The organism is Streptomyces sp. NPDC014861 (genome assembly GCF_043081625.1).
In the GTDB taxonomy this organism is placed as follows: Bacteria; Actinomycetota; Actinomycetes; order Streptomycetales; family Streptomycetaceae; genus Streptomyces.
This window is the reverse complement of record NZ_JBIBWV010000002.1, coordinates 253681-278210: the sequence shown is the minus strand read 5'-3', so window position 1 is coordinate 278210 and position 24530 is coordinate 253681. Positions and strand designations below refer to the sequence as shown.

At 73.9% G+C, this 24530-nt stretch carries 19 protein-coding genes; 8 read left to right on the top strand and 11 right to left on the bottom strand.

What is annotated here, in order from left to right:
• Nucleotides 1–80: 80 nt before the first annotated feature.
• Nucleotides 81–548 carry a DUF1772 domain-containing protein gene (locus tag ACF1BN_RS05030; RefSeq protein ID WP_392330179.1) on the bottom strand — a complete coding sequence of 156 codons (468 nt, stop codon included), beginning with the start codon at nt 546–548 and terminating at the stop codon, nt 81–83.
• An 86-nt stretch (nt 549–634) separates the two neighbouring features.
• A complete protein-coding gene (locus ACF1BN_RS05025) occupies nt 635–2230 on the bottom strand; it encodes a von Willebrand factor type A domain-containing protein (RefSeq protein WP_392330178.1) in 1596 nt (531 codons plus the stop codon).
• Nucleotides 2231–2497: 267 nt separating this feature from the next.
• Between ACF1BN_RS05025 and ACF1BN_RS05020 the strand changes: the two genes are divergently transcribed.
• Nucleotides 2498–3214: a DNA-binding response regulator gene (locus ACF1BN_RS05020; RefSeq protein WP_392330177.1), complete on the top strand. Its 717-nt coding sequence runs from the start codon at nt 2498–2500 to the stop codon at nt 3212–3214.
• Between the two features lie 19 nt (nt 3215–3233).
• On the opposite strand, the gene ACF1BN_RS05015 is transcribed toward ACF1BN_RS05020, so the two are convergent.
• Nucleotides 3234–4130 carry an ABC transporter permease gene (locus ACF1BN_RS05015; protein ID WP_392330176.1) on the bottom strand — a complete coding sequence of 299 codons (897 nt, stop codon included), beginning with the start codon at nt 4128–4130 and terminating at the stop codon, nt 3234–3236.
• Nucleotides 4127–6934, bottom strand: coding sequence for an alpha/beta fold hydrolase (locus ACF1BN_RS05010; RefSeq protein ID WP_392330175.1), 2808 nt, complete (start codon nt 6932–6934; stop codon nt 4127–4129). Before ACF1BN_RS05010 ends, ACF1BN_RS05015 begins: the two co-directional genes overlap by 4 nt.
• A gap of 142 nt (nt 6935–7076) precedes the next feature.
• Between ACF1BN_RS05010 and ACF1BN_RS05005 the strand changes: the two genes are divergently transcribed.
• Complete coding sequence (locus tag ACF1BN_RS05005; protein ID WP_392330174.1) at nt 7077–7520, top strand: GNAT family N-acetyltransferase; 444 nt, start codon at nt 7077–7079, stop codon at nt 7518–7520.
• A 232-nt stretch (nt 7521–7752) separates the two neighbouring features.
• On the opposite strand, the gene ACF1BN_RS05000 is transcribed toward ACF1BN_RS05005, so the two are convergent.
• The 4 genes from ACF1BN_RS05000 to iolC are packed head-to-tail and all read right to left on the bottom strand — an operon-like array spanning nt 7753 to nt 12927.
• Entirely contained in the window at nt 7753–9255 is a 1503-nt protein-coding gene (locus ACF1BN_RS05000) for a CoA-acylating methylmalonate-semialdehyde dehydrogenase (protein WP_392330173.1), read from the bottom strand.
• A 32-nt stretch (nt 9256–9287) separates the two neighbouring features.
• Entirely contained in the window at nt 9288–11150 is a 1863-nt protein-coding gene (iolD, locus tag ACF1BN_RS04995) for a 3D-(3,5/4)-trihydroxycyclohexane-1,2-dione acylhydrolase (decyclizing) (RefSeq protein ID WP_392330487.1), read from the bottom strand.
• Nucleotides 11141–11956, bottom strand: coding sequence for a 5-deoxy-glucuronate isomerase (gene iolB / locus ACF1BN_RS04990; protein ID WP_392330172.1), 816 nt, complete (start codon nt 11954–11956; stop codon nt 11141–11143). The genes iolD and iolB overlap by 10 nt, the downstream gene beginning before the upstream one ends.
• Nucleotides 11953–12927 carry a 5-dehydro-2-deoxygluconokinase gene (gene iolC, locus ACF1BN_RS04985; protein WP_392330486.1) on the bottom strand — a complete coding sequence of 325 codons (975 nt, stop codon included), beginning with the start codon at nt 12925–12927 and terminating at the stop codon, nt 11953–11955. Before iolC ends, iolB begins: the two co-directional genes overlap by 4 nt.
• Nucleotides 12928–13106: 179 nt before the next feature.
• Here iolC and ACF1BN_RS04980 point away from each other — a divergent pair, with 179 nt between their 5' ends.
• Both ACF1BN_RS04980 and ACF1BN_RS04975 read left to right on the top strand, forming a co-directional pair.
• Entirely contained in the window at nt 13107–14027 is a 921-nt protein-coding gene (locus tag ACF1BN_RS04980) for a sugar phosphate isomerase/epimerase family protein (RefSeq protein WP_392330171.1), read from the top strand.
• 257 nt (nt 14028–14284) lie between these two features.
• On the top strand, nt 14285–14482 hold the full coding sequence (locus ACF1BN_RS04975) for a helix-turn-helix transcriptional regulator (protein ID WP_376602477.1): 198 nt from the start codon (nt 14285–14287) through the stop codon (nt 14480–14482).
• Nucleotides 14483–14665: 183 nt separating this feature from the next.
• On the opposite strand, the gene ACF1BN_RS04970 is transcribed toward ACF1BN_RS04975, so the two are convergent.
• Nucleotides 14666–16924 carry an MMPL family transporter gene (locus tag ACF1BN_RS04970; protein WP_392330170.1) on the bottom strand — a complete coding sequence of 753 codons (2259 nt, stop codon included), beginning with the start codon at nt 16922–16924 and terminating at the stop codon, nt 14666–14668.
• Between the two features lie 165 nt (nt 16925–17089).
• Between ACF1BN_RS04970 and ACF1BN_RS04965 the strand changes: the two genes are divergently transcribed.
• Nucleotides 17090–17827 carry a TetR/AcrR family transcriptional regulator gene (locus tag ACF1BN_RS04965; RefSeq protein WP_392330169.1) on the top strand — a complete coding sequence of 246 codons (738 nt, stop codon included), beginning with the start codon at nt 17090–17092 and terminating at the stop codon, nt 17825–17827.
• Here the strand turns inward: ACF1BN_RS04965 and ACF1BN_RS04960 are convergent.
• Nucleotides 17805–19013, bottom strand: coding sequence for a cation:proton antiporter (locus tag ACF1BN_RS04960; protein ID WP_392330168.1), 1209 nt, complete (start codon nt 19011–19013; stop codon nt 17805–17807). The genes ACF1BN_RS04965 and ACF1BN_RS04960 overlap by 23 nt on opposite strands.
• A 64-nt stretch (nt 19014–19077) precedes the next feature.
• Between ACF1BN_RS04960 and ACF1BN_RS04955 the strand changes: the two genes are divergently transcribed.
• From ACF1BN_RS04955 to ACF1BN_RS04945, 3 genes are all read left to right on the top strand, one after another.
• A complete protein-coding gene (locus tag ACF1BN_RS04955; protein WP_392330167.1) occupies nt 19078–20025 on the top strand; it encodes a PrsW family intramembrane metalloprotease in 948 nt (315 codons plus the stop codon).
• A 46-nt stretch (nt 20026–20071) separates the two neighbouring features.
• Nucleotides 20072–20296: a heavy-metal-associated domain-containing protein gene (locus ACF1BN_RS04950; RefSeq protein WP_392330166.1), complete on the top strand. Its 225-nt coding sequence runs from the start codon at nt 20072–20074 to the stop codon at nt 20294–20296.
• Between the two features lie 71 nt (nt 20297–20367).
• On the top strand, nt 20368–22572 hold the full coding sequence (locus ACF1BN_RS04945) for a heavy metal translocating P-type ATPase (RefSeq protein WP_392330165.1): 2205 nt from the start codon (nt 20368–20370) through the stop codon (nt 22570–22572).
• A 498-nt stretch (nt 22573–23070) separates the two neighbouring features.
• Here ACF1BN_RS04945 and ACF1BN_RS04940 read toward each other — a convergent pair whose 3' ends face one another.
• Nucleotides 23071–24360: a citrate synthase gene (locus tag ACF1BN_RS04940; RefSeq protein ID WP_376604714.1), complete on the bottom strand. Its 1290-nt coding sequence runs from the start codon at nt 24358–24360 to the stop codon at nt 23071–23073.
• Nucleotides 24361–24530: the final 170 nt, after the last annotated feature.

Here is a 24530-nt window from a genome sequence, read left to right as displayed (position 1 = left end):
GATCTTCGGCGAGATCGCGCCACCTGGGAGGACAAGCGGACCCGGCGGTCTGTTTCCCCGCCGGGCCGGCGGCGTCCCGGTCAGCCGACGGCGGCGGCCGTGAGCAGGCCGAAGGCCACGACGATCAGGGCGGTACGGACCCGGTGGTAGGCGTTCCAGCGCGGTTCGAAGGCGGCGCGGGTGGCGGCCGGGTCCTCGTCCGGGCCCTCGGCGGCGGCGAGCGCGTTGTTGAGGGGGACGTTGCCGACCACGGTGATCAGATGGTTGAGGACCGCGCAGACGAAGCCGGCGAGCACCAGCCAGCGATCCGTCCCGGTCCGGCCCTGGACCGGCACCAGATAGGCGGCGAGCGGGAGGACGGCCGCCGCCACGAAGACGGTCATGAAGACCGCCCTGGGCACCGCCTCGTTCACCCGGCGCATCGCGGTGACGAACGCGGCGTCGGTGAGGCGGCCCAGGGCGGGCATGATCCCGGTGAGGAAGATGAGGAAGAAGCCGGCGTAGAGGCCGGTGCTTCCGACGGCGAGGGCGAGCAGCAGGGTGGCCATGGGGTCATGATGCCGCCCCCGCGGCGGAGCCGCCCGTTCCTACCGGGGGTCCGCCGCACGCGCGCGCGGCGGACCCCCGGAAGGTCTCACGCGTACGGGTCGGAGGACCTGAACTCCCCCTCCTCCGACGGACGTTCCCCGATCAGCCGGTCGGCCTGCCGCACGGCCTCGGCCAGCTCGCCGACCACCGCCGAACCGGACCGCTCCCGGATGCCGTCGGCGTACGCGGCGAGTTCGCCCAGGCGCGGGGCGCCCGGCAGCGAACCGCCGCGCAGCCGGTCCGCGAAGTAGGCGGAGACCGCCGAGAGCTGGAGGCTGTCGCGGCCCGAGTCCCAGAGTCCGGCGCGCAGCGCGGTCGCCTCGACGGTGCCCGAACGCTCCCGCGGGGAACGGGACTCGGGGTCGAGCCAGCGGACGGTGGCGGTGGCGATCCGGCCGCTCACGCCGGGCCGGGTCCTCACCACGTACAGGGCGGTGACCGTGTGGCCCGCGCCGACCTCGCCGCCGTCGACCCGGTCGTCCCTGAAGTCGTCGTCGGCGACCTCGCGGTTCTCGTAGCCGATCAGCCGGAACCGCTCCACGGTCTCCCGGTCGAAGGCGACCTGCGCCTTGGCGTCCCGGGCCCGCAGCTCGACCTGGGCGGGCAGCTGGTCGACGAAGACCTTGCGGGCCTGCTCGCGGGTGGACACGTACGTGGTCTGGCCGTCCCCCTTGTCGGCGAGCCGCTCCATCAGCTCGTCGCCGTAGTCGCTGCCGACCCCGACCCCGAAGAGGGTGATGCCGTGCTCCCTGCGCTGCTCGTCGATGTGACCGAGGAGGGCGTCGGCGCCCGTCTCGCCGGAGTTGGCGAGGGCGTCGGAGAGCAGCACGACCCGGTTGGTGGCGCCCTCGCGCCGCCCCTCGGACGCCACGTCGTAGCCGGTGCGCAGCCCCGCCTCCAGGTTGGTGGAGCTGCGGACGCCCAGCGCGTCGACGGCCTCGCGGACCCGCTGGCGGGCCTCGCCCAGCCGGGTCATCGGGAGCAGGGTCTCGGCCTCGTCGCTGAAGGCGACCAGGGCGACGGAGTCGTCGTCGCGGAGCTCGTCGGCCGCGAGCCGCAGGGAGTGCTGGACGAGGTCGAGCCGGCCGGGCTCGCTCATCGATCCGGAGACGTCGACGACGAAGGTGAGGGCGGCGGGCGGGCGTTCGCCGGCCCGGTCCGCGCCCCGGGTGGCGAGGCCGACCCGGACCAGCGACCAGCCCTCCGCCCCGGTGGCGGCGCCGTCGACGGTGACGCTGAAGCCGTCGTCGGCGGGGCGCGGGTAGTCGGGGCGGAAGCTGTTCACGAACTCCTCGGGCCGGACGGTGGACGGGTCGGGCAGCCGGCCCTCGGCGAGCGAGCGGCGGGCGTAGCCGTACGAGGCGGTGTCGACGTCGAGGGCGAAGGTGGAGAGGTAGTCCGGGGCGGGGCTCGGGGCCCGCTGCTCCCCCTCGGGCCCGCCCGTGGGCCGGTCCTCGGCCGCGCCGGAGGGCGGGGCCCCGGAGGGCCTGGGCGCGGCGGTGGCACCGCCGTCGGGGACGTACGGGGCGGCCTTGTGGCCGTCGCTCGCCGATTCCTTCCCGGTGCCGGCGCAGCCTCCGAGGAGGAGCCCGGCGACGAGCGCCGCGGCGAGGGCCCCGCTTCTCCTGTGAGCACGCTTCATGGTCAACTCCCCGTTTCTGTATGGACCTTGCTCCGGGCACGGGTCACCGCCGGGTGCGGCGGGAGCCGCGCCCGGCTCCTGCGACTGTGACGAACGGGAGGCGTGCGCGGACCCCGCGAAGGAGTTGCGGATGGATCTCGATGTGGCAACGGGAGTCGGAACGAGGGGCGATGGCATGGAGACGCCAGGTTTGTCCCCAGGGGTTGTCACCGTAAGCAGTCACATGAGTACATAGAGTGGACATCGAGCGGGCGGGGGTGGTCAGCGGTGGCAGAGAGCGCGGGCTCCGTGATGCTCGCCCGTTCGGCGATGAACCGGGCCGCCACCGAGGGACAGCGGCCTGCGGGGCGCCCGGTCCGGGGAGCGCGGCGCATCAGCGCGGCGCTCGCCGGGCTGGCCGCCTCGACCCGGCACGAGCTGCTGACCTTCGACGATCCGGTGGCCTCGGCGGAGCACGCGATCCCCGGGCCGTTCCTGGAGCTGGCGGGGGCGTGCATGCGCGTCGCGGCGGAGCGGGCCGGGGAGGTGCGGCGGATCGTGCCCCTGCACGCGCTCCCCCGCCTGGAGGAAGGCCCGCGGATACCCGGGCGGGCGCGGTTCGCCGACGCGATCCCGTTCAAGCTGATCGTGGTGGACCGGACGGTGGCGGTGATCCCGCTCGACCTGGAACTGCTGTACAACGGACTGCTGCTGATCCGGGACCCGGTGGTGGTGCAGGCCCTGGTACGGACCCATCACGCCTGCTGGAACGCCGCCGAGGAGCTGGGGCGCATCCCTCCGCCGCGGTCCTCGGGCGGACCGCCCGAGCAGCTGCGGCCGGTCCTGGAGGCCCTGCTCTCGGGGGTGACGGACGAGACGGCGGCGGCCCGGCTCGGCATGTCGGCGCGGACCTACAGCCGGCGGGTGGGCGAGCTGATGGCGGCCCTGGGGACGACGAGCCGCTTCCGCGCGGGCGCGGAAGCGGCTCGTCGGGGGTGGCTGTGAGAGCCGGTCGCCCCGGGTCTCAGGACACGATGTCCTTGCGCGCGAAGCCCCGGAAGGCGAGGGCGAAGAGGACCAGGGCGTAGGTGACGGAGATCGCCGCCCCCTGGGCCATGCCGCCCCACTCCAGCCGGGGCTGGAGGGCGTCGATCCAGGCGAACTGCCAGTGCGCGGGCAGGAAGTCGCGCCAGTCGCCGAGCGCCGTGACCGCGTCCAGGACGTTGCCGACGATGGTCAGCCCGACGGCGCCGCCGACCGCGCCGAGGGGCGCGTCGGTGCGGGTCGAGAGCCAGAAGGCGAGGCCCGCGGTGACCAGTTGGGAGACGAGGACGAAGGAGGTGGCGATGAGCAGCCGGAGGACGGACTCCCCGGCCGGCAGCGAGCCGCCGGTGGGCAGCTGGAGCGGCCCCCAGCCGTAGGCGACCGTGCCGGCGGCGAGGGCGATCAGCGGCAGGAGGAAGAGCGCCGCGGTGCTGTAGCCGAGCGCCACCGCCAGCTTGGCGGCGAGCAGCCGATGGCGCGGCACGGGCGCCGCGAGCAGGTAGCGGAGCGAGGACCAGCCGGCCTCGGAGGCGACGGTGTCGCCGCAGAAGAGCGCCACGGGGATGACGAGGAGGAAACCGGCCGAGACGAAGAGGCAGGTCGCCGCGAAGTTGGCGCCGGAGGCGGTCGCCGTGTCGATGAGGGTGATCCGGCCGCCGCGGTCGTCGCCGTCGGGGCCGCCGATGGCGAAGGCGACGATCAGGACGAAGGGCAGGGCGGCGAGCACCCCGGCCATCACCAGGGTGCGTCGGCGCTTCCACTGGCGCAGGGCCTCGACGCGCAGCGGCAGGGTGCGCCCGGGGCGGTATCCGGGGGCGAGGGCCTCGGGGGCGGGGCTCTCGGGGCCGGCGCCGGGGCCGGTGGCCGTCGCGGTCATGCGGATCCTCCGATCAGGGTCAGGAAGGCGTCCTCCAGGCGTCGGTGCGGCCCGACCCCGGTCAGCGGGACGTCCAGGCGGACGAGTTCGCCGATCAGGGCGGTCACGTCGGCGGGTGCGTCTTCGGGGGTGCTTCCCGGGACGCCCTCGGGGGCGAGTTCGGGGGTGCCTTCGGGAAGGTCGAGGCGGACCAGGAGGCCGTCCTCGGCGCGGACCGCGGAGCCCACGCCGGGCAGGGCGGCGATCTTCTCGACGAGCGCGTCGCCGACGGGCGCGCCCAGGGTGACGAGCAGGGTGTCTCCGGCGCCGGTGATCTCGGCGACCGGGCCCGCCTGGACGAGCTGTCCGCGGTCCATGACGACGAGGTGGGTGCAGGACTGCTCGACCTCCGAGAGGAGGTGGCTGGAGACGATGACGGTGCGGCCGCCCGCCGCGTACCGGATCATCACCTCGCGCATCTCGCGGATCTGCGGCGGGTCGAGGCCGTTGGTCGGTTCGTCGAGGATGAGGAGGTCGGGCAGGCCGAGCATGGCCTGCGCGATGGCGAGCCGCTGCCGCATGCCCTGGGAGTAGGTGCGGACGGCCCGCTGGAGGGCGCCGCCGAGGTTGGCGATGCGCAGGGCCTCGTCCATGTGGGCGTCCTCGGCCGGGCGGCCGGTCGCCTTCCAGTACAGCTCCAGGTTCTCCCGGCCGGTGAGGTGCGGCAGGAAGCCGGCGCCCTCGACGAAGGAGCCGACCCGGGAGAGGACCGGGGCGCCCGGGCGGATGGCCTGGCCGAAGACCCGGATCTCGCCCTCGTCGGGGGTGATCAGGCCCATCAGCATGCGCAGGGTGGTGGTCTTCCCGGCCCCGTTGGGGCCGAGGAGGCCGAGGACCTGGCCCTGCTCGACGCGGAAGGAGAGGTCGCGGACGGAGTACCGCTCGCCGCCCTTGTACTTCTTCGACAGGCCGGTGATCTGGAGCGGTACGGAGGCGAGCGCCGGGTCCGGTGCCGGGGCGGCCGTCCGGCGGCGGGCGGTCAGCAGGAGGGCCGCGGCGACGGCGAGGCCGGCGAGCGGCAGGCCCCAGACCCACCAGGGCAGGCCGGCGGCCTGGGTGGTGACGGCGGGCGCGGTGGGCACGGTGAGGGGGCCCTCGACGGCGACGGTGTAGCCGGCGGTGGTGACCGGGGAGGCGTAGCCGAGGTCGGTGGCCGCGACGACGAGCCGCAGCCGGTGGCCGGCCTCCACCTCGTGGTCGATGGCGGGCAGGGTCAGCGTGACGGACCGGCCCTCGCCGGCGTCCTCGACGCGGACCGGGCTGACGAGCTGGGAGGGCAGCACCTGCTGCCGCCCGTCGGGCCCGACGTCGTACACCTTGGCGAAGAGGACGGCGGAGCCGTCGGCGGCGGTCGAGGTGACCTTGACGCGGACGGTGGGGGTGCCGGTGACGCGGAGCGGCGCGCTCCGCGGGGCCGCGTCGAAGCGGGCGTGCTGGCCCGGGAAGTCGAGGGCGAGGCCGACGCCGAGGGAGGAGGAGAGGCCGCCGAGGCCGCCGCCGAGACCGGGCACGGCGGAGACGGCGGGCGGGGCGCCGCCGGCCGGGTTGGTGAAGCTCTGCGGCGGTCCGGCGAGCGGGAGTTCGCGGGTGTCGGCGCGCAGGCCGGGGTAGCGGTCGGCGGTGGCGGCGCGGAGGGTGGCCCGGCCGTCGGTGGAGTCGACGCCGCCGGTGCGGCTGACCCGGAAGGCGGGGCCGGTGTCGACGGAGGTGTCCCGCTTCAGCCAGCGGTCGAACCAGGCGCCCACCCGGTCCTCGACCCGCCCGGTCTCGCGGTCGCCGCCGTCGTGGCCGCCGGCCGCCCAGTCCACGGCGACGGGGGCGCCGTTGGCGGCGAGGGCGCGGGCCATCGCGTCGGACTGGTCGAGCGTGAAGAGGGAGTCGGTCTGGCCCTGGACGATGAGGGTCGGGACCTTGATGCGGTCGCCGACGGCGGAGGGGCTGCGCGACTCCAGGAGCGCGCGGGCGGCGGCGTCGGGCCGGCCGGAGACGGCCACGCGGTCCTTCAGGGCGCAGATCTCGGGGGTGAAGCGGCCGCAGGCACCGCCGCGGACGCCGGGGCCCGCGGCGGAGCGGCCGGAGGCGGCCTCGGAGGGACGGCCCTCGGGTGCTCCCTCGGGGACGCCCTCGGGTGCTCCCTCGGGGACGCCCCCGGTGGCGGTGCCCATGGGGGTGCCCATGGAGAAGAGGATCCCCGCCCACAGCTTCTTGTAGACGCCTTCGGGGAAGAGGGCGTCGGCGAGGTTCCAGTAGGTGATCTGCGGGGCGATGGCGTCGACCCTGGGGTCGTGGCCGGCGGCGAGGAGGGAGATCGCACCGCCGTAGGAGGCGCCGGTGACGCCGACACGCGGGTCGCCGGCCTTGTCGAGGAGGACCTCGGGCCGGGCGGCGAGCCAGTCCACGAGCTTCCCGACGTCCCGGACCTCGTGGTCGGGGTCGTTCAGGCCGATCTGCCCGCCGGAGGCGCCGAAGCCGCGCGCGGACCAGGTGAGGACCGCGTAGCCGTCGCGGGCGAGCCGCTCGGCCTGCGGACGTACGTCGTCCTTGGAGCCGCCGAAGCCGTGCGCGAGCAGGACGGCGGGGCGGCGGCCGGAGCCCTCGCCGGGGTAGTACGAGGTGTCGATCCGCACCCCGTCGAGGTCGAGGGCCCGGTCCTCGCGCTGGACGGGCGGCGGTTCGTCCTGGGCGACGGCGGTCAGGGCGCCGGCGCCCGCGAGGACGGTGAGCGCGGCCGTGACCGCGGCCAACCGGGGAAGTCGGAGTCGCATGCCCCCGAGCCTAGGCGGGCCGCCGGTGTGGGCACGGCTGCCCCGAGGCGGAAATCCGCGGCCTCCTGGAGTCGTACGCAGTACGGTCCGCGTACAGCGGTCGCGGTACGCGCGCGGCCGGGCGGCGGTGAGGGAGACGCGGGTGGCGGACGGGTTCGGGATCCGGCGGGCCGGGACGGTGGAGGAGCTGCTCGCGGCCGAGCACCTGTACGACGGCCCGGCGCGGGTCGCGTGGGCGGAGCGCTTCCTCGCCTCTCCCGGGCACCTGATGCTGATCGGGTACGCGCCGGACGGGACGCCCGCCGGGTTCGTGACCGGGATCGAGACGCTCCACCCGGACAAGGGCGCCGAGCTCTGCCTGTACGAGCTGGGCGTGGACGAGGCGTACCGGCGGCGCGGCCTCGGCCGGGCGCTGACGCGGGCGCTGGTGGCGGCGGCCCGGGAGCGCGGGTGCGTGGGCGCGTGGGTGCCGGTGGACACGGACAACGGCCCGGCGCTCGCCACGTACCGCTCGGCGGGCGCGGCCGACGACGGGGTGTGCGCGGTCCTCGTCTGGTCCTTCGGCGCCGAGGGCCACGGGGACTGACGCCGGCGGGCCGCCCGGCCGGGACGGGGGAAGCGCTCCGGCCGTTCCCCCGGGAGCGCGCCCGGGGGAACGGCCGGAGCACGCTCGTGTGCCACTGGCGGGCGTCGGGCCGGGCTAAGCGCGTGAGCGACGGCCTCCGGTGTGCGGGCACGCACGCCGGGACCCCGTACGCGCGGCCGTCGGCCGCGGGGTGCGGGCCCGCACCCCGGGGCCGTCGGCCGGCTGCCGGGGTTCAGTGGTTGCGCGGGAAGCCCAGGTCCACGCCGGTCGGGGCGTCGGCCGGGTCGGGCCAGCGGGTGGTGACGACCTTGCCGCGGGTGTAGAAGTGCACGCCGTCGTTGCCGTAGATGTGGTGGTCGCCGAAGAGCGAGTCCTTCCAGCCACCGAAGGAGTGGTAGCCGACCGGCACCGGGATCGGCACGTTGACGCCGACCATGCCGGCCTCGACCTCCAGCTGGAAGCGGCGGGCGGCGCCTCCGTCGCGGGTGAAGATCGCGGTGCCGTTGCCGAACGGGGAGGCGTTGATGAGGGCCAGGCCGTCCTCGTACGTCTCGGCGCGCAGCACGCACAGCACCGGGCCGAAGATCTCGTCCTGGTAGGCCTTGGCGGTGGTGGGCACGTGGTCGAGGAGGGAGAGGCCGATCCAGTGGCCGTTCTCGTGGCCCTCGACGGTGTGGCCGGTGCCGTCCAGGACGACCTGGCAGCCCTCGGCCTCGGCGCCGTGCACGTAGGAGGCGACCTTGTCGCGGTGGACGGCCGTGATGAGCGGGCCCATCTCGGAGGTCGGGTCGGTGCCGGGGCCGATCTTGATCTTCTCGGCGCGCTCGCGGATCTTCTCGACCAGCTCGTCGCCGATGGAGCCGACGGCGACGACGGCGGAGATCGCCATGCAGCGCTCGCCGGCGGAGCCGTACGCGGCGGAGACGGCGGCGTCGGCGGCGGCGTCGAGGTCGGCGTCCGGGAGGACCAGCATGTGGTTCTTGGCGCCGCCGAGCGCCTGGACGCGCTTGCCGTTCGCGGAGGCGGTGGTGTGGATGTGGCGGGCGATCGGGGTCGAGCCGACGAAGGAGATCGCGGCGACGTCCGGGTGCTCCAGGAGGCGGTCGACGGCGACCTTGTCGCCGTGCAGCACGTTGAAGACGCCGTCCGGCAGGCCGGCCTCGGCGAGCAGCTCGGCGATCTTGAGGGAGGCGGACGGGTCCTTCTCGCTCGGCTTGAGGATGAAGGTGTTGCCGGTCGCGATGGCGATCGGGAACATCCACATCGGCACCATGGCCGGGAAGTTGAAGGGCGTGATGCCGGCGACGACGCCGACCGGCTGGCGGATCGAGGCCACGTCCACGCGGTTGGAGACCTGGGTGGAGAGCTCGCCCTTGAGCTGGGTGGTGATGCCGCAGGCCAGGTCGACGATCTCCAGGCCGCGGGCGACCTCGCCGAGGGCGTCGGAGTGGACCTTGCCGTGCTCGGCGACGATCAGCTCGGCGATGGCGTCGCGGTTGGCGTCGAGCAGCGCGCGGAACTTGAAGAGGATCGTGGTGCGCTGGGCCAGCGAGGAGGTGCCCCAGGTGGCGAAGGCGTCCTTCGCGGCGCCGACGGCCGCGTCGACCTCCTCCACCGAGGCGAGGGCGACCCGGGTGGTGACCGCGCCGGTGGCCGGGTCGGTGACCGGGCCCCAGTTCCCCGACGTGCCCTCGACGGTCTTGCCACCGATCCAGTGGTGGACGCTCTTCGTCATGACGAGTTACTCCTTCAGAGCCTTCGGTGCCTTCAGAGACGGCGGCGCCGGGCGGTGACGTGCCGGTCGTACTCCTCGCGGGCCTTGACCGCCGACGGGCGGGTCGAGATCTCGGCCACGGGCACATCCCACCACGCCTGGGCCGGAGGCGGGCCCGACACACTGTCGGGCGTTTCGGTCTCGATGTAGACACATGTGGGATCCGTGGCGGCGCGGGCGTCCGCGAGGGCTTCCCGCAGGTCACGGACGGTACGGGGGCGCAGCACCCGCATCCCGAGGGAGGCCGCGTTGGCGCCGAGGTCGACGGGGAGCGGGGGGCCGGTGAAGCCGCCTCCGGGGTCCCGCAGGCGGTAGTCGGTGCCGTACCGCTCGGCGCCGACCGCCTCGGAGAGGCCGCCGATGGAGGCGTACCCGTGGTTCTGGAGGATCACCAGTCTCAGGGGCAGCCGTTCCTGCACGGCGGTGACGATCTCGGTGGGATTCATCAGGTACGTCCCGTCCCCGACGAGGGCCCAGACGGGCCGGCCGGGGGCGGCGAGGAGGACGCCGACGGCGGCGGGGATCTCGTAGCCCATACAGGAGTAGCCGTACTCGACGTGGTACTGGTCGCGGGAGCGGGTCCGCCAGAGCTTGTGGAGGTCGCCGGGGAGCGAGCCGGCGGCGTTGATCAGGATGTCGGTGGAGTCGACCAGGGTGTCGAGCACTCCGAGGACCTGGGCCTGGGTGGGGCGGGCGGTCTCGTCGGGGACCGCGTAGGCGGCGGTGACCCGGGCCTCCCAGGCGGCCTTCGCGGCGGTCCAGGTCAGCGGGCGTGCCGGGTGGTCGCCGAGGGCGTCCGCGAGGGCGGTGAGTCCTTCCCGGGCGTCGGCGACGAGTGGCAGCCGCGTGCCCTGCTTGTGGGCGTCGAAGCCGGTGATGTTGAGGTTGAGGAAGCGGGCGTCCGGGGCGAAGAGGGTGCCGGAGGCGGTGGTGAAGTCGGTGTAGCGGGTCCCGACGCCGACGATCAGGTCGGCGACGCGGGCCAGGTCGTCGGCCGTGGCGGTGCCGGTGTGGCCGAGGCCGCCGACCTCGCAGGGGTGGTCGTGCGGGAGCACGCCCTTGCCGGCCTGGGTGGTGGCGACGGGGAGCCCGGCCCGCTCGGCGAGCTCCCGCAGGGCGTCCTCGGCGGCGCTGTGCCGGACCCCGCCGCCGGCGACGAGGAGCGGGCGGTCGGCCTCTCTCAGGGCCTGTGCGGCGGCGTCGAGTTCGGCCCGGTCGGGGCGGGGGCGGCGGACGCGCCAGACGCGGTCGGCGAAGAACTCCTCCGGCCAGTCGTACGCCTCCGCCTGCACGTCCTGCGGGAGGGCGAGGGTGACGGCGCCGGTCGCCGCCGGGTCGGCGAGGGTCCGCATCGCCTCCAGGGCGGCCGGGACCAGTGCCTCGGGGCGGCCGATCCGGTCGAAGAAGCGGGAGACGGGGCGCAGGCAGTCGTTGACGGAGACGTCGCCGGCGTGGGGCAGCTGGAGCTGCTGGAGGACCGGGTCGGCGGGACGGGTCGCGAAGGTGTCACCGGGGAGCAGCAGCACCGGGAGGTGGTTGATCGTGGCGAGGGCGGCGCCGGTGACGAGGTTGGTGGCGCCGGGGCCGATGGAGGTGGTGACGGCGTGGGCGGAGAGCCGGCCGGTCTGGCGGGCGTGGCCGACGGCGGCGTGGACCATGGACTGTTCGTTGCGGCCCTGGAGGAAGGGCATGGCGTCGGCGTGCTCGACGAGCGCCTGGCCGAGCCCGGCGACGTTCCCGTGGCCGAAGATGCCCCAGGTGGCGGCGATCAGCCGGTGCCGGGTTCCGTCGCGCTCGGTGTACTGGGCGGCCAGGAAGCGCACCAGCGCCTGCGCCACGGTGAGCCTCACGCGTATCCCTCCGTGTGGTCGGGGTGGAAGCTGATCCGCCACTCCCGCGCGGGGCCGGGGCCGGCCATGACGTTGAGGTAGTACAGGTCGTGGCCGGGCCGGGCGATCGAGGGGCCGTGCCAGCCGTCGGGGACGAGGACGGCGTCGCCGTGCCGGACCTCGGCGAGGAGGTCGGCGCCGCCGGGCCGGGAGGGCGAGATCCGCTGGTAGGCGTAGCCGCGCGGGTCCTCGATCTCGTAGTAGTAGATCTCCTCCAGGACGGACTCGGTCCCGGGGCGGTGCTCGTCGTGCTTGTGCGGCGGGTAGGAGGACCAGTGGCCGCCGGGGGTGATGACCTCGACGGCGATCAGCCGGTCGCAGGGGAAGGCGTCGGCCGAGGCGAAGTTCCGCACCCGGCGGGCGCGGTCACCGCTGCCGCGGTCCTCGACGGGAACCTCCGGCGCGGGGCCGTAGCGGGCGGGGAGTCGTCGCTCGCAGTTCGCTCCTGCCAAAGCGAAGCGGCCTCCCGCGCCGGAGGCGATCTGGGCGTGGGCGTCGCGCGGTACGTAGACGAAGTCGGTCACGGAGGCGAACACGCTTGCGCGGCCACCGAGTTCGAAAAACTCCCCGTCGACGCGCACGGTACCGCCCCCGGCGAGGGGAAGCACCACCCATTCGGCATCCGCGCTGTCGAAGGTGTGCTCCCCGCCGGGCGGCAGGTCGACGACGCGGAGTGCGGAACGGCTCCATCCGGCCGTCCCGGGGTCGATGTCGAGGGCGTACGGCCCCCGGGCGGCGCTCCCGGCGGGGAGGTGGAGGCGGCGGTCGGTCACCAGGGGTCGTCCTCGGTCGGGAGGGTGCCCGAGCCGGTGGCGAGGGCGCGGTCGATGCCGGCGGCGTCCGGCATGGCGGGGGCGCAGGCCAGCCGGCCTGCGACGATGGCGCCGGCGGCGCCCGCGCGGCGCAGGGTGTCCGCGAGGGGGAGGCCGGCGAGGAGGCCGTCGACGAGGGCGCCGCCGAAGGCGTCGCCGGCGCCGAGGCCGTTGACGACGTCGACGGGGAGCGGCGGGACGGCGGCGCGCCGGCCGTCGGCGGCGAGCGCGAGGACGCCCTCGGGGCCGCGTTTGACGACGGCGAGCGGGACGGTGGCGGCGTCGCCGGGGGCGAGGAGGCCGAGGAGGGCGCGGGCGGCGGCCTCGGGGTCGCGTTCGCCGGTGGCGACCTCGCACTCCTCGGCGTTGCCGACGGCGACGGTGGCGTGCCGCAGGGCCTCGGTGTAGTGGGGGCGGGCGGTGGCCGGGTCGGGCCAGAAGTGGGGCCGCCAGTCGAGGTCGAGGACGGTGTGGGCGCGGCCGGACCGGGCCTTCAGGGCGGTGAGGGTGGCGGCCCGACTGGGCTCCTCGCTGAGGCCGGTGCCGGTGGTCCACAGGACGCGGGCGGCGCGGATCGCGTCGAGGTCCAGCTCGTGCGGGTGGATCTCCAGGTCGGGGGCCTTGGGGCGGCGGTAGAAGGTGAGCGGGAAGTCGTCGGGCGGGAAGAGGGCGCAGAAGGTGACGGGGGTGGGGTGCTCGGGGACCTCGGTGACCCAGCGGGCGTCCACCCCGAACTCCTTGAGCTCGCGCCGGAGGTAGCCGCCGAAGGGATCGGCGCCGGTGCGGCTGATCAGGGCGGTGCGGCGGCCGAGGCGCGCGGCGGCGACGGCGACGTTGGCCGGGGAGCCGCCGAGGAACCGCCGGAAGGTGTCCACCCGGTCGAGTCCGACGCCGCTCTGGAGGGGGTAGAGGTCGACGCCGAGCCGCCCCATGGTGATCAGGTCGTACGGCTCCGACTCCACCCGTGCCACCTCTCGACTCCGGCGTCCGCTCCCAGGTCTAGCCGTCCGCCGGGAGGCGTGTCAACGATATGTCAGGACATTCGGACGGATGCCCCGCGCGTCCGGCGGGTGTCTTGACGCTGCTCCGGGGCGCGGTCAAGGTGGCTGGCATGACGAAGCCGTCGCCGCCGTCGCCGTCGCCCGCCCGCATCCGCGTCGGTTCCGCCCCGGACTCCTGGGGGGTGTGGTTCCCGGACGACCCCCGGCAGGTGCCGTGGCAGCGCTTCCTCGACGAGGTGGCGGGGGCCGGCTACGAGTGGATCGAGCTGGGCCCGTACGGCTATCTGCCCACCGATCCGGCGCTGCTCGCCGAGGAGACCTCCCGGCGCGGGCTTCGGGTGTCGGCCGGCACGGTCTTCACCGGGCTGCACCACGGCTCCGCCGTGTGGGAGCGGACCTGGGCGCACGTCGCGGAGAACGCGGCCCTGGCCCAGGCCATGGGCGCCCGCCACCTGGTGGTGATCCCCTCCTTCTGGCGGGACGACAGAACCGGCGAGGTGCTGGAGGACCGGGTGCTGTCGGCGGGGCAGTGGCGGGATCTGACCGCGCTGACCGAGCGCCTGGGCCGGGAGGTGCGGGAGCGGTACGGGCTGCGGATCGTGGTCCATCCGCACGCCGACACGCACCTCGACGACGAGGAGAGCGTGACCCGCTTCCTGGACGCCACCGATCCGGAGGCGGTGGCGCTCTGCCTGGACACCGGGCACTACGCGTACGCGGGCGGGGACAGCGTGAAGCTGATCGAGACCTACGGGGAGCGCATCGGCTACCTCCATCTGAAGCAGGTGGATCCGGTGGTGCTGGCGTCGGTGCGGGCCGAGGGCCTGCCCTTCGGCCCCGCGGTGGCGCGGGGCGTGATGTGCGAGCCGCCGGCGGGGGTGCCGGCGCTGGAGCCGGTGCTCGCGGCCGCGGCGGCGCTGGACGTGGACCTCTTCGCGATCGTGGAGCAGGACATGTACCCGTGCGAGCCGGACGCCCCCTATCCGATCGCCCTGCGCACCCGGGGCTACCTCCGCTCCTGCGGGGTGTGACCGGAGGGCTCCGCGCACGGGGGCGCGCCGCTGTGACTGTTCGTCACTTCTGTCACGAAGGTCCCGTCCTCGTCACAGGTGTCGCGGTTTCGCGGGCTTCGCGTCACAGACGGTCGACAGCCGCTCCCCGGCCGTCAGAGCGGGTCCTTCCGCGGGCACAGGACCGGTGATTTCACCGACGCCACCGCCCGCAGCGCCCCCGAACGGCACCCCCCGCCACCGCTGCGCGGCACGGGGCGTGAGGGAGGCACAGGCACATGACGGACAGGAACCTCTGGTCGTACAAGGACATCGCCGCGCACATCCGGGTCCAGCCGGACACCGTCCGCTCCTACCGGAAGCACGGGCTGCTTCCGCCGCCCGACCGGGTCGAGTCGGGCAAGCCCTTCTGGTACGCGGACACCGTCCGCGCCTGGGTCGCGAGCCGCCCCGGCAACCGGGCGCGCCGCGACTGATCCCTTCCGTCCGGCCCGTGCGGCGCCGTCCTCCGGTGGAGTCCGGGGGGCGGCGCCGCGGCGTGTCCGGTCCGCCACGGGCCCGGCGGGACCAGGACGGGCCGGGCGGGATCCCGAAGGCCGTCCGGGACCCCGAAGGCCGGGCGGGATCCCCAAGGCCGTCCGGGGCCCGGAGAGGGCTGTCTAGCCCCGGGTGGTGACGGGCTCGCGGATCCGCTCCGTCCCGGCGGACGGGGCCGCGGGGGTGGTGGGCGGCTCGGACTCGCTGATGCCGAAGCGGTCGTGGAAGCGGCGGAGCGGTCCGGGGGCCCACCAGGTGAGGCGGCCGGTCAGTTTCATGACCGAGGGGACGAGGAGGCTGCGGACCACCATGGCGTCCATGACGACGGCGAGGGCGACGCCGAGGCCGAGCATCTTGGTGTTGGTGACCCGGGAGGTGCCGATGGCGACCATGACGACGGCGAGGATGACGGCGGCGGCGGTGATGAGTCCGCCGGTGCGGGCGAGGCCGAAGCGGACGGCGCCCTCGTGGTCGCCGGTGGCGTCGTACTCCTCCTTGATCCGGGAGAGCAGGAAGACGCCGTAGTCCATGGAGAGGCCGAAGGCCACGCAGAACATGAGGACCGGCAGGGTGGTCTCTATGTCGCCGGTGGCGGTGAAGCCGAGGAGGCCGGAGAGGTGTCCGTCCTGGAAGACCCAGACGACGGCACCGAACATGGCGGTGAGGCTGAGGGCGTTGAGGACGACGGCCTGGACGGGGATCAGCACGCTGCCGGTGAGCAGGAAGACGAGGAGCAGGGTGACGAGGACGATGATGCCCGCCGCCCAGGGGAGCCGCTCGGCGATGGCGTCCTTGGAGTCGACGAGGACGGCGGCCTGGCCGGTGACCGAGGTGGCGAAGGGGGCTTCGGCGGCGCGCAGTTCGCCGACGGCGCGCTGGGCCCCGTCCCCGACGGCCGGGCCTTCGGGGACGACGCTGTAGTAGGCGGCGGTGTCCGCGCCGGTGCCGGAGACGACGGGGCCGTCGACCCGGACGACGCCGTCGAGGCCGGCGATGCGCTCGCGGTAGGCGGCGAGCTCGGCGGGGGTGGCGGGGCCCTCGGCGAGGACGGCGATGCTGCCGCCGGGGTCGCCGGGGAAGCCGTCGCGCAGCTCCTCCTGGACGATCCGGGAGGTGGCGGTGGCGGGCAGCTGCCGGTCGTCGGCGGTGCCGAACTTCACGCCGAGGAAGGGCAGCCCGAGCAGGACGAGGCCGGCGGTGGTGAGGACGGCGAAGACGGGGGCCCGGCGCATCACCAGGCCTGCCGTCCGGGACCAGCCGGTGCCCGCCGCGGCGTCCTGCGTCCGGGCGCGGCGGCGCCGGAGGAGGCGGCGCAGGTCGAGGGCGTCGACCCGGTGGCCGAGGAGTACGAGGGCGGCGGGGAGGAGGGTGAGGGCGGCGGCCGCGGCGAGCAGGACGACGGCGATGCCCGCGTAGGCGAAGGAGCGCAGGAAGTACTGCGGGAAGACGAGCATGGCGGCGAGCGAGACCGCGACGGTGAGGGCGGAGAAGAGCACGGTCCGCCCCGCGGTGCGCAAGGTGGTGCGGACGGCGGCGGAGGGCTCGGCTCCGGCGGCCAGCTCCTCGCGGTAGCGGCGGACGACGAAGAGCGCGTAGTCGATGGCGAGGCCGAGGCCGAGCGCGGTGGTGAGGTTCTGCGCGAAGACGGAGACGTCGGTGAACTCGGTGATCCCGCGCAGCACGGCGTTGGTGCCGAGGATGGCGACGATGCCGACGCCGAGCGGCAGCAGGGCGGCGACGGCGCTGCCGAAGACCATGACGAGCAGGACCAGGGTGAGCGGCAGGGCGATCAGCTCGGCCCGCAGCAGGTCCTCCTGGATGATCGTCTGCATCTCGTGGCGGACGGCGAGGCCGCCGCCGAGGGTGACCTCGACGGGTCCGTGGGTGCCGCGGTACTCCGGCGCGATGCGGTCGAGGAGCTCGCCGGCCGCCTTCTCCTCGCCGGCGATGCGGGCGGCGACGACGGCCTTGGTGCCGTCCTCGGAGCGGAGGGCGGGCGAGCCGCCCGCCCAGTAGGAGCCGACACCCTCGACGCCGGGCTCGGCGGAGAGCCGCTCGGTGAGGCGGCGGGCCTCCGCGACCACGGCGGGGTCGTCGACGCCGGCCTCCCCCGCGTCGACGAGGAGCAGCAGATTGGGCTGGGAGCCGGGGAACTCCCGCTCCAGCGCCTTCGTGGCGTAGCTGGACTCGGCGGCCGGGTCCTCCCAGCCGCCGCTGCCCATCCGGTCGGCGACGCCGCCGCCGGCCAGGACCGCGAGGGCGGTGAGGACGAGGGCGACGAGCAGGGTGAGCCTCGGTCGCGCGGTCACGAAGCGCGTCCATCCCCCGCCCCGGACCGGGCTGTCCCCCCGTGCGGGTGGCGCTTTCTTGACTTCGGACATGACGCGGTGTCCCCTTCACCGTGGCCCTCGCGCTCGCTTCCCGGCAGGTCACGAGGGCCGCCCATTGCCATAGACTGGCAAACACGAGCGATCACTCGCGTATTCATAGAATGCGAGCGACCTCTCGTGTTTGTCAACGCGTATCGAGGAGGACTGGGGACAGCCATGCCCGAGGACCCGAAGCCGCGCCGCCGACAGGCCCGCGGCGAACGCCGCATCTCCCAGCTGCTCCAGGCGGCCGCCGCCGTGTTCTGCGCCAACGGCTACACGGCCACCAGCACCAACGCGATCGCCCGCGAGGCCAAGGTCTCGCCAGGCACGCTCTACCAGTACTTCCCGAACAAGGAGGCAATCGCCGTCGAGCTCGGCGGCCGGCTCATCCAGCAGATGCGCGAGGCCCACGGCCAGGTCTTCACCCCGGCCAACATGGCCCTGCCGCTGCCGGAGCTGATCGACGCGGTGCTCGACCCGATGATCGAGTTCAACTGCCTCAACCCGGCCTTCCTCGCCCTGATGCACGGCTCCGACGTGCCCGGCAGGATCGCCGAGGAGCACGACGAGCTGCACGCCTCCCTGCTGCACCAGGTCCGCGAGACGATCCGGAACCGGGCCACGCCCCCGCTCCCCGACGACCGGCTGGACCGGATCGCCGACATGGCCTTCGCCGTCTTCAAGGGCGGGCTCGCGCTGGTCGTCGCCGCCCCCGAGGGGCCGGTGCGCGACGCGGCCGTCGCCGAACTCAAGACGGTGATGCTCCGCTACCTCTCCCCGGTCGTCGACGGGGCGGAGGCCGGCGGCGCCCCGGCCACCGACAAGGCAAGGGCCGACAGGTCGAGGACCGACAGGGCAAGGACCGACAAGGCGGAGGCGGGCGGGACCGTCACCACGCCTCCGACTCGCTGACCGCCTCCGCCGTCCCCTGGTCCCGTCCCGCCCGCACCCGCATCGCGAGCAGCGGGAGGACCAGGACGGAGACCATCCCCGCGCCCACGAGAGCGGCCGCCTCGCCCGCCGACAGGGCCCCGTCGTCCAGGCCGATGGTGGTGATGGCGACGACGAGCGGCAGCGCGGTGGAGCCGTAGAGGACCAGTGCGGCGCGGTCCTTCCGGTCGAGGTCGCGCGGGGCGAGGAACCAGATCGGCCCGCCGCGCACCACCAGGAAGAGCAGCACGAAGACCGGCAGGAGCAGCAGCGCCCGGCTGCCGGAGAGCAGCGAGTCCAGGTCGAACTCGATGCCGGTGACGACGAAGAAGACCGGCACCAGGAAGCCGAAGCCGACCGCCTCGACCTTCCCCAGGATCTCCGGCCCCGCCTCGGGCGCCGCCCCGGTCAGCACCAGCCGGGTGATGAGCCCGGCGGCGAAGGCGCCCAGCAGGACGTCGAGGCCGAGCGCCGTCGAGGCCCCGAGCATCAGGGCGAGCAGCAGGAAGACGAAGCGGACCGCGAACTGGCCGCTGGTGTGGAGGGTCTTCGCGACGACGGCGGCGAACCACGGCGGGCGGGGCCGCAGGGCCCAGAGGACGGCGGCGGCGGTGAGCGCGGCGAAGACCAGGAGGAGCACCGTGGACTGGGCGGCGCTGCGCCCGCTGAGCAGCAGCGCCATGGCGATGATCGGCCCGAACTCGCCGACCGCGCCGAAGGCCATCACGACCGAGCCGAAGCGCCCGCGCAGGCCGCCGGAGTCGCGCAGCACCGGCAGGACGGTGCCGAGGGCGGTGCTGGTGAGGGCCACGCCGATGAAGACCCCGGTGGACCAGCCGCCGCCGAGCAGGATGCCGGCGGTGAGCCCGAGGGCGAGCGCGACCAGCCAGGCCCAGACCGAGCGCCCGAGGGTGTCGCCGCGGACCTTGCCGAACTCGATCTCGTACCCGGCCAGGAAGATCAGCATGGCGAGGCCGAGTTCCGAGAGGCCGTCGATCAGCTCGCCGGAGTGGGCCCAGCCGAGCACGTCGGGGCCGACGAGGATGCCGAGGAGGATCTCGAAGACGGCGAGCGGAACGGGGACGCGGCGCCCCACCCCGTACGCCAGCAGGGGCGCGAGGACGGCGATCACCATGATCAGGACGAGCGTGCTCCCCGAATGCGACATATCGGGTATCTACCATAAGCTCCGGTCAGATGCCCTGTCGGTGGAGGGACTTGGAGGCCCGCGGATGTACGAGTACCGGCCCACTGCCCCGACCCCTCCCCCACCGCCCCCGGCTCCCCCGGAACCCCCCGGACCGCGCCCCGGCCTGTGGAAGCGCTGCCTGTGGGGCGGCCTCGCGCTGTGGGCGCTGACCGCGGTGGTCACGTACGCCACCGCCAACACCACCCTGCTGCCCACCCTGATCCTGCTGGGCAGCTTCCTGGTCCCGGGCGTCTTCGTCCTGTGGGCGTACGAGCGGCACGGCCGCGACCTCGGACTGCCGGTGATCCTCGGGTGCTTCGTCACCGGCGGCATCCTCGGCGTCCTCGGCGCCTCGGTCATGGAGTACTACCTCCTGCACCCCTCGCTGTGGATGTTCCTCGGGGTCGGGCTGATCGAGGAGGCGGTGAAGCCGGCCGCCCTGATGTTCGTCGTCCGGCACCGCCCGTATCTGCGCGGCCGGCGCGCCGGTCTGGTGCTCGGCGGGACGGTCGGCTTCGGCTTCGCGGCCTTCGAGAGCGCGGGGTACGCCTTCAACGCGGCCGTCACCCTGGACGGCATCGACCTGCGCTCGCTGCTGGAGACCGAGATCCTGCGCGGGGTCCTCGCCCCCTTCGGGCACGGCCTGTGGACGGCGATCGTGGGCGCGGCGCTCTTCGCCTCCCGCCGCCCCGACGGGCGGTTCCGGTTCACCGGGGCGGTCGTCGGCACCTACCTCGGCGTGGCGGTGCTGCACGCGCTCTGGGACTCGATGCACGGCATCGCGCTCTGGCTGGTGCTCCGGCTGACCACCACGGACCTCGACCGCTCGCTCTTCGCCCAGGGGTACATCCCGGAGCCCACGTCCGAGCAGGAGCACCTCTTCACCCTCTTCTCGGTGGGCGGTCTGGTACTGGTGACACTGGTGGGACTGGCGTGGCTGAGATCGCTGACGCGACGCGAACCGGACAGGAGTGGCATTGATACCCCCTAGGGGTATAATGTGGAAGCGTAAGGCTCGAATCGAAGAGGAGAACCCCATGGCCGCCGAGACGCAGACCGAACTCACCACCGTGTACCAGGTCAAGGGCATGACCTGCGGCCACTGCGAGGGCGCCGTCTCCAGCGAGATCTCCGCGCTCCCCGGCGTCTCCTCGGTCACCGCCGTCGCCGGCACCGGCGAGGTCACCGTGGTCTCCGCCGCCCCGCTCGACCGCGAGGCCGTCGCCGCCGCCGTCGACGAGGCCGGTTACGAGCTCGTCTGACCGCCCGCCGCACCGGCACCGCAGGGCCGTACCGTTGTCCGGTACGGCCCTGCTCCCCTTTGGAACCGCACATGCCCAGCACCACCGTCACCGAGCTGACCATCGGCGGGATGACCTGCGCCTCCTGCGCGGCCCGCGTCGAGAAGAAGCTCAACCGGATGGACGGCGTCACCGCGACCGTCAACTACGCGACCGAGAAGGCACACGTCGAGCACGCCCCCGAGGTCGGCGTCGACGCGCTCATCGCCACCGTCGTGAAGACCGGCTACACCGCCGAGGAACCCGCCCCGCCGGAGCCCGAGGCGGCCGACGAGCCGGAGACCGACCCCGAGCTCGACGCGCTGCGCCGGCGGCTGACCGTCTCCGCCGTCCTCGCCGCGCCCGTCGTCCTGCTCGCCATGGTCCCCGCCCTCCAGTTCGGCAACTGGCAGTGGCTCTCCCTCACCCTCGCCTCCCCCGTCGTCGTCTGGGGCGGCCTGCCCTTCCACCGCGCCGCCTGGACCAACCTCCGGCACGGCGCCGCCACCATGGACACCCTCGTCTCGGTCGGCACCCTCGCCGCCTACGGCTGGTCCCTCTGGGCGCTCTTCCTCGGCGACGCCGGCATGCCCGGGATGCGCCACGGCTTCGACCTCACCGTCGACCGCGCCGACGCCTCCGGAGCCCTCTATCTGGAGGTCGCCGCCGGCGTCGTCACCTTCATCCTGCTCGGCCGCTACCTGGAGGCCCGCGCCAAGCGGAAGGCCGGCGCCGCGCTGCGCGCCCTGATGGAACTGGGCGCCAAGGACGTCGCCGTCCTGCGCGAGGGCCACGAGGTACGGGTGCCGGTCGCCGAACTGCGGACCGGAGAGTTCTTCGTCGTACGCCCCGGGGAGAAGATCGCCACCGACGGCACCGTCACCGAGGGCGCCTCCGCCGTCGACGCCTCACTGCTCACCGGCGAGTCCCTGCCCGTCGACGTCACCCCCGGCTCCACCGTCACCGGCGGCTGCGTCAACGTCTCCGGCCGGCTCGTCGTCCGGGCCGGCCGGGTCGGCGCCGACACCCGGCTCGCCCGGATGGCGAAGCTCGTCGAGGAGGCGCAGAGCGGCAAGGCCGAGGTGCAGCGGCTCGCCGACCGGGTCTCCGCCGTCTTCGTCCCCGTCGTCCTGGTCATCGCCCTCGCCACCCTCGGCTTCTGGCTCGGCTCCGGCGCGGGCGCGACCGCCGCGTTCACCGCGGCCGTCGCCGTGCTGATCATCGCCTGCCCCTGCGCCCTCGGCCTCGCCACCCCGACCGCGCTGCTCGTGGGCACCGGGCGCGGCGCCCAGCTCGGCATCCTCATCAAGGGCCCCGAGGTCCTGGAGTCCACCCGCCGCGTCGACACCGTCGTCCTCGACAAGACCGGCACCGTCACCACCGGCCGGATGACCCTCACCGGAGTCCACCCCGCCGGCGACACCGACGAGAAGGAGCTGCTGCGGCTCGCCGGGGCCCTGGAGCACGCCTCCGAGCACCCGGTGGCCCGCGCCGTGGCCGCCGGCGCCGCCGAGCGGCTCGGGCTCCCCACGGCCGAACTGCCGACCCCCGAGAGCTTCGAGAACGTCCCCGGGCTCGGCGTCCGCGGCACCGTCGACGGCCGGTCCGTCCTCGCCGGGCGGGCCGCCCTGCTCGCCGCCGCGTCCGTCCCGGTCCCGGCCGGCACGACGGCCGGGGCCGTCCTCGTCGCCTGGGACGGGGCCCTGCGCGGCACCCTCACCGTCGCCGACGCGGTCAAGGACACCAGTGCGGAGGCTGTCGCCCGACTCCGCGCCCTCGGACTGCGGCCGGTGCTGCTCACCGGCGACCACCGGGCCGTCGCGGAGGCCGTCGCCGCCGAGGTCGGCATCGACGAGGTGATCGCCGAGGTGCTGCCGGAGGAGAAGGCCGGGGTGGTCCGGCGGCTCCAGGAGGAGGGCCGCACGGTCGCCGTGGTCGGCGACGGCGTCAACGACGCGGCGGCGCTCGCCACCGCCGATCTGGGGCTCGCCATGGGCACCGGGACGGACGCGGCCATCGAGGCGAGCGACCTCACCCTCGTCCGGGGCGACCTGCGCGTCGCCGCCGACGCGATCCGGCTCTCCCGCCGGACCCTGGCGACGATCAAGGGCAACCTCGCGTGGGCCTTCGGCTACAACGTGGCCGCCCTGCCGCTCGCCGCGGCCGGTCTGCTGAACCCGATGATCGCGGGCCTGGCCATGGCCTTCTCGTCCGTCTTCGTCGTGACGAACAGCCTGCGCCTGCGCCGGTTCCGTTGATTTCACCTACACGTGACGCACAAGTCCTTCACAAAGAGACCTAGATCACAGATATTGGGGGGTAACCATCTGGGCTGTTCGCGAGTCTAAGTGGGCGATGCCAGAACGTCTTGGGGGACGTTCGTCGGGAGGTCTTGGGGGACGTCCCGACAGGCAAGCGCGGCCGGGGCACGTGCACGGGGAGCTTGAGCGGCCCTCCCGTACGTACCCCGGCAGACCGCGCACCGGACGCCCGGCCCGGATCCCGTGGGGGGAATCCGCACCGGGGATATGGGAAGCGCCCCGCTCGCCGACCCGTGGGGGGATCGGAGAGCGGGGCGCTTCTGTCTGTCCTTCCGGGGAGGCGCCCCCGGGGCCGCGGCCTCGGAGCGCGGGCCCGGCACGGGAACACGGCCTCGGAGCGCGGCCTCGCAGCGCGGCTTCGGAACACGTAAGGGCCCTCCGGCTTTCCGCCGGAGGGCCCTTCGCGACGCCTCAGTCGACCTGTGCGGGGTCGGCTCAGCGCTCCTCGACCGGGACGAAGTCGCGGAGGACCTCACCGGTGTAGATCTGGCGCGGGCGGCCGATGCGGGAGCCGGGCTCCTTGATCATCTCGTGCCACTGGGCGATCCAGCCGGGGAGCCGGCCGAGCGCGAAGAGCACGGTGAACATCTCGGTCGGGAAGCCCATCGCGCGGTAGATGAGGCCCGTGTAGAAGTCCACGTTCGGGTAGAGGTTGCGCGAGACGAAGTACTCGTCGGAGAGCGCGTGCTCCTCCAGCTTGAGCGCGATGTCCAGCAGCTCGTCGGACTTGCCGAGGGCCGAGAGGACGTCGTGCGCCGCCGCCTTGATGATCTTGGCGCGCGGGTCGAAGGACTTGTACACCCGGTGGCCGAAGCCCATCAGGCGGACGCCGTCCTCCTTGTTCTTCACCTTGCGGATGAAGGAGTCGACGTCGCCGCCGTTGGCCTTGATGCCCTCGAGCATCTCCAGGACCGACTGGTTGGCGCCGCCGTGCAGCGGGCCCCACAGGGCGGAGATGCCGGCCGAGATCGAGGCGAACATGTTCGCCTGCGAGGAGCCGACCAGGCGCACGGTGGAGGTCGAACAGTTCTGCTCGTGGTCCGCGTGCAGGATGAGGAGCTTGTCGAGCGCCGAGACGACGACCGGGTCGAGCTCGTACTCCTGGGCCGGGACCGAGAACGTCATCCGCAGGAAGTTCTCGACATAGCCGAGGTCGTTGCGCGGGTAGACGAAGGGGTGACCGATCGACTTCTTGTACGCGTACGCGGCGATCGTCGGCAGCTTCGCGAGGAGCCGGATCGTCGACAGGTGGCGCTGCGTCTCGTCGAACGGGTTGTGGCTGTCCTGGTAGAAGGTGGACAGCGCGGAGACCACCGAGGACAGCATCGCCATCGGGTGGGCGTCCCGCGGGAAGCCGCGGAAGAAGTTCTTGACGTCCTCGTGGACCAGCGTGTGCTGGGTGATCTCGTTCTGGAAGGTGGCGAGCTCCTCGCCCTTCGGCAGCTCACCGTTGATCAGCAGGTAGGCCACCTCCAGGAAGGTGGACTGCTCGGCCAGCTGCTCGATGGGGTAGCCGCGGTACCGCAGGATGCCCTGCTCGCCATCGAGGTAGGTGATGGCGGATTTGTAGGCGGCGGTGTTGCCGTATCCGCTGTCCAGGGTGACCAGGCCGGTCTGGGCCCGCAGCTTCCCGATGTCGAAGCCCTGGTCACCGACGGTGCTCTCGACCACCGGGTAGGTGTATTCACCGTCCGCGTACCGCAGTACTACAGAGTTGTCGCTCACGTCATCCCTCACCGACGTAGTGCCTCTTCTTCGAGGTGCCCTGACTGTCTCTACCATCCCCCACTTGGCTCAGGAGAGTGCACTCGGGGTCGCCATTGGGCCAATCGGCGGCACTCAGTGCCGCCAACCTGCTCATCCTGCCCCCTTCGCCCCGGTTCCGGTAGTCCTCC

What these genes read in the sequence shown, in the direction of transcription:
- ACF1BN_RS04970 (WP_392330170.1), bottom strand. Translation starts at nt 16,924, where the DNA reads ATGTCCGAAGTCAAGAAAGCGCCACCCGCACGGGGGGACAGCCCGGTC.
- ACF1BN_RS05010 (WP_392330175.1), bottom strand. Translation starts at nt 6,934, where the DNA reads ATGCGACTCCGACTTCCCCGGTTGGCCGCGGTCACGGCCGCGCTCACC.
- ACF1BN_RS05000 (WP_392330173.1), bottom strand. Translation starts at nt 9,255, where the DNA reads ATGACGAAGAGCGTCCACCACTGGATCGGTGGCAAGACCGTCGAGGGC.
- ACF1BN_RS05030 (WP_392330179.1), bottom strand. Translation starts at nt 548, where the DNA reads ATGGCCACCCTGCTGCTCGCCCTCGCCGTCGGAAGCACCGGCCTCTAC.
- ACF1BN_RS04950 (WP_392330166.1), top strand. Translation starts at nt 20,072, where the DNA reads ATGGCCGCCGAGACGCAGACCGAACTCACCACCGTGTACCAGGTCAAG.
- ACF1BN_RS05025 (WP_392330178.1), bottom strand. Translation starts at nt 2,230, where the DNA reads ATGAAGCGTGCTCACAGGAGAAGCGGGGCCCTCGCCGCGGCGCTCGTC.
- ACF1BN_RS04975 (WP_376602477.1), top strand. Translation starts at nt 14,285, where the DNA reads ATGACGGACAGGAACCTCTGGTCGTACAAGGACATCGCCGCGCACATC.
- ACF1BN_RS05015 (WP_392330176.1), bottom strand. Translation starts at nt 4,130, where the DNA reads ATGACCGCGACGGCCACCGGCCCCGGCGCCGGCCCCGAGAGCCCCGCC.
- ACF1BN_RS04980 (WP_392330171.1), top strand. Translation starts at nt 13,107, where the DNA reads ATGACGAAGCCGTCGCCGCCGTCGCCGTCGCCCGCCCGCATCCGCGTC.
- ACF1BN_RS04965 (WP_392330169.1), top strand. Translation starts at nt 17,090, where the DNA reads ATGCCCGAGGACCCGAAGCCGCGCCGCCGACAGGCCCGCGGCGAACGC.
- ACF1BN_RS04960 (WP_392330168.1), bottom strand. Translation starts at nt 19,013, where the DNA reads ATGTCGCATTCGGGGAGCACGCTCGTCCTGATCATGGTGATCGCCGTC.
- ACF1BN_RS04955 (WP_392330167.1), top strand. Translation starts at nt 19,078, where the DNA reads ATGTACGAGTACCGGCCCACTGCCCCGACCCCTCCCCCACCGCCCCCG.
- ACF1BN_RS04945 (WP_392330165.1), top strand. Translation starts at nt 20,368, where the DNA reads ATGCCCAGCACCACCGTCACCGAGCTGACCATCGGCGGGATGACCTGC.
- iolC (WP_392330486.1), bottom strand. Translation starts at nt 12,927, where the DNA reads ATGGGGCGGCTCGGCGTCGACCTCTACCCCCTCCAGAGCGGCGTCGGA.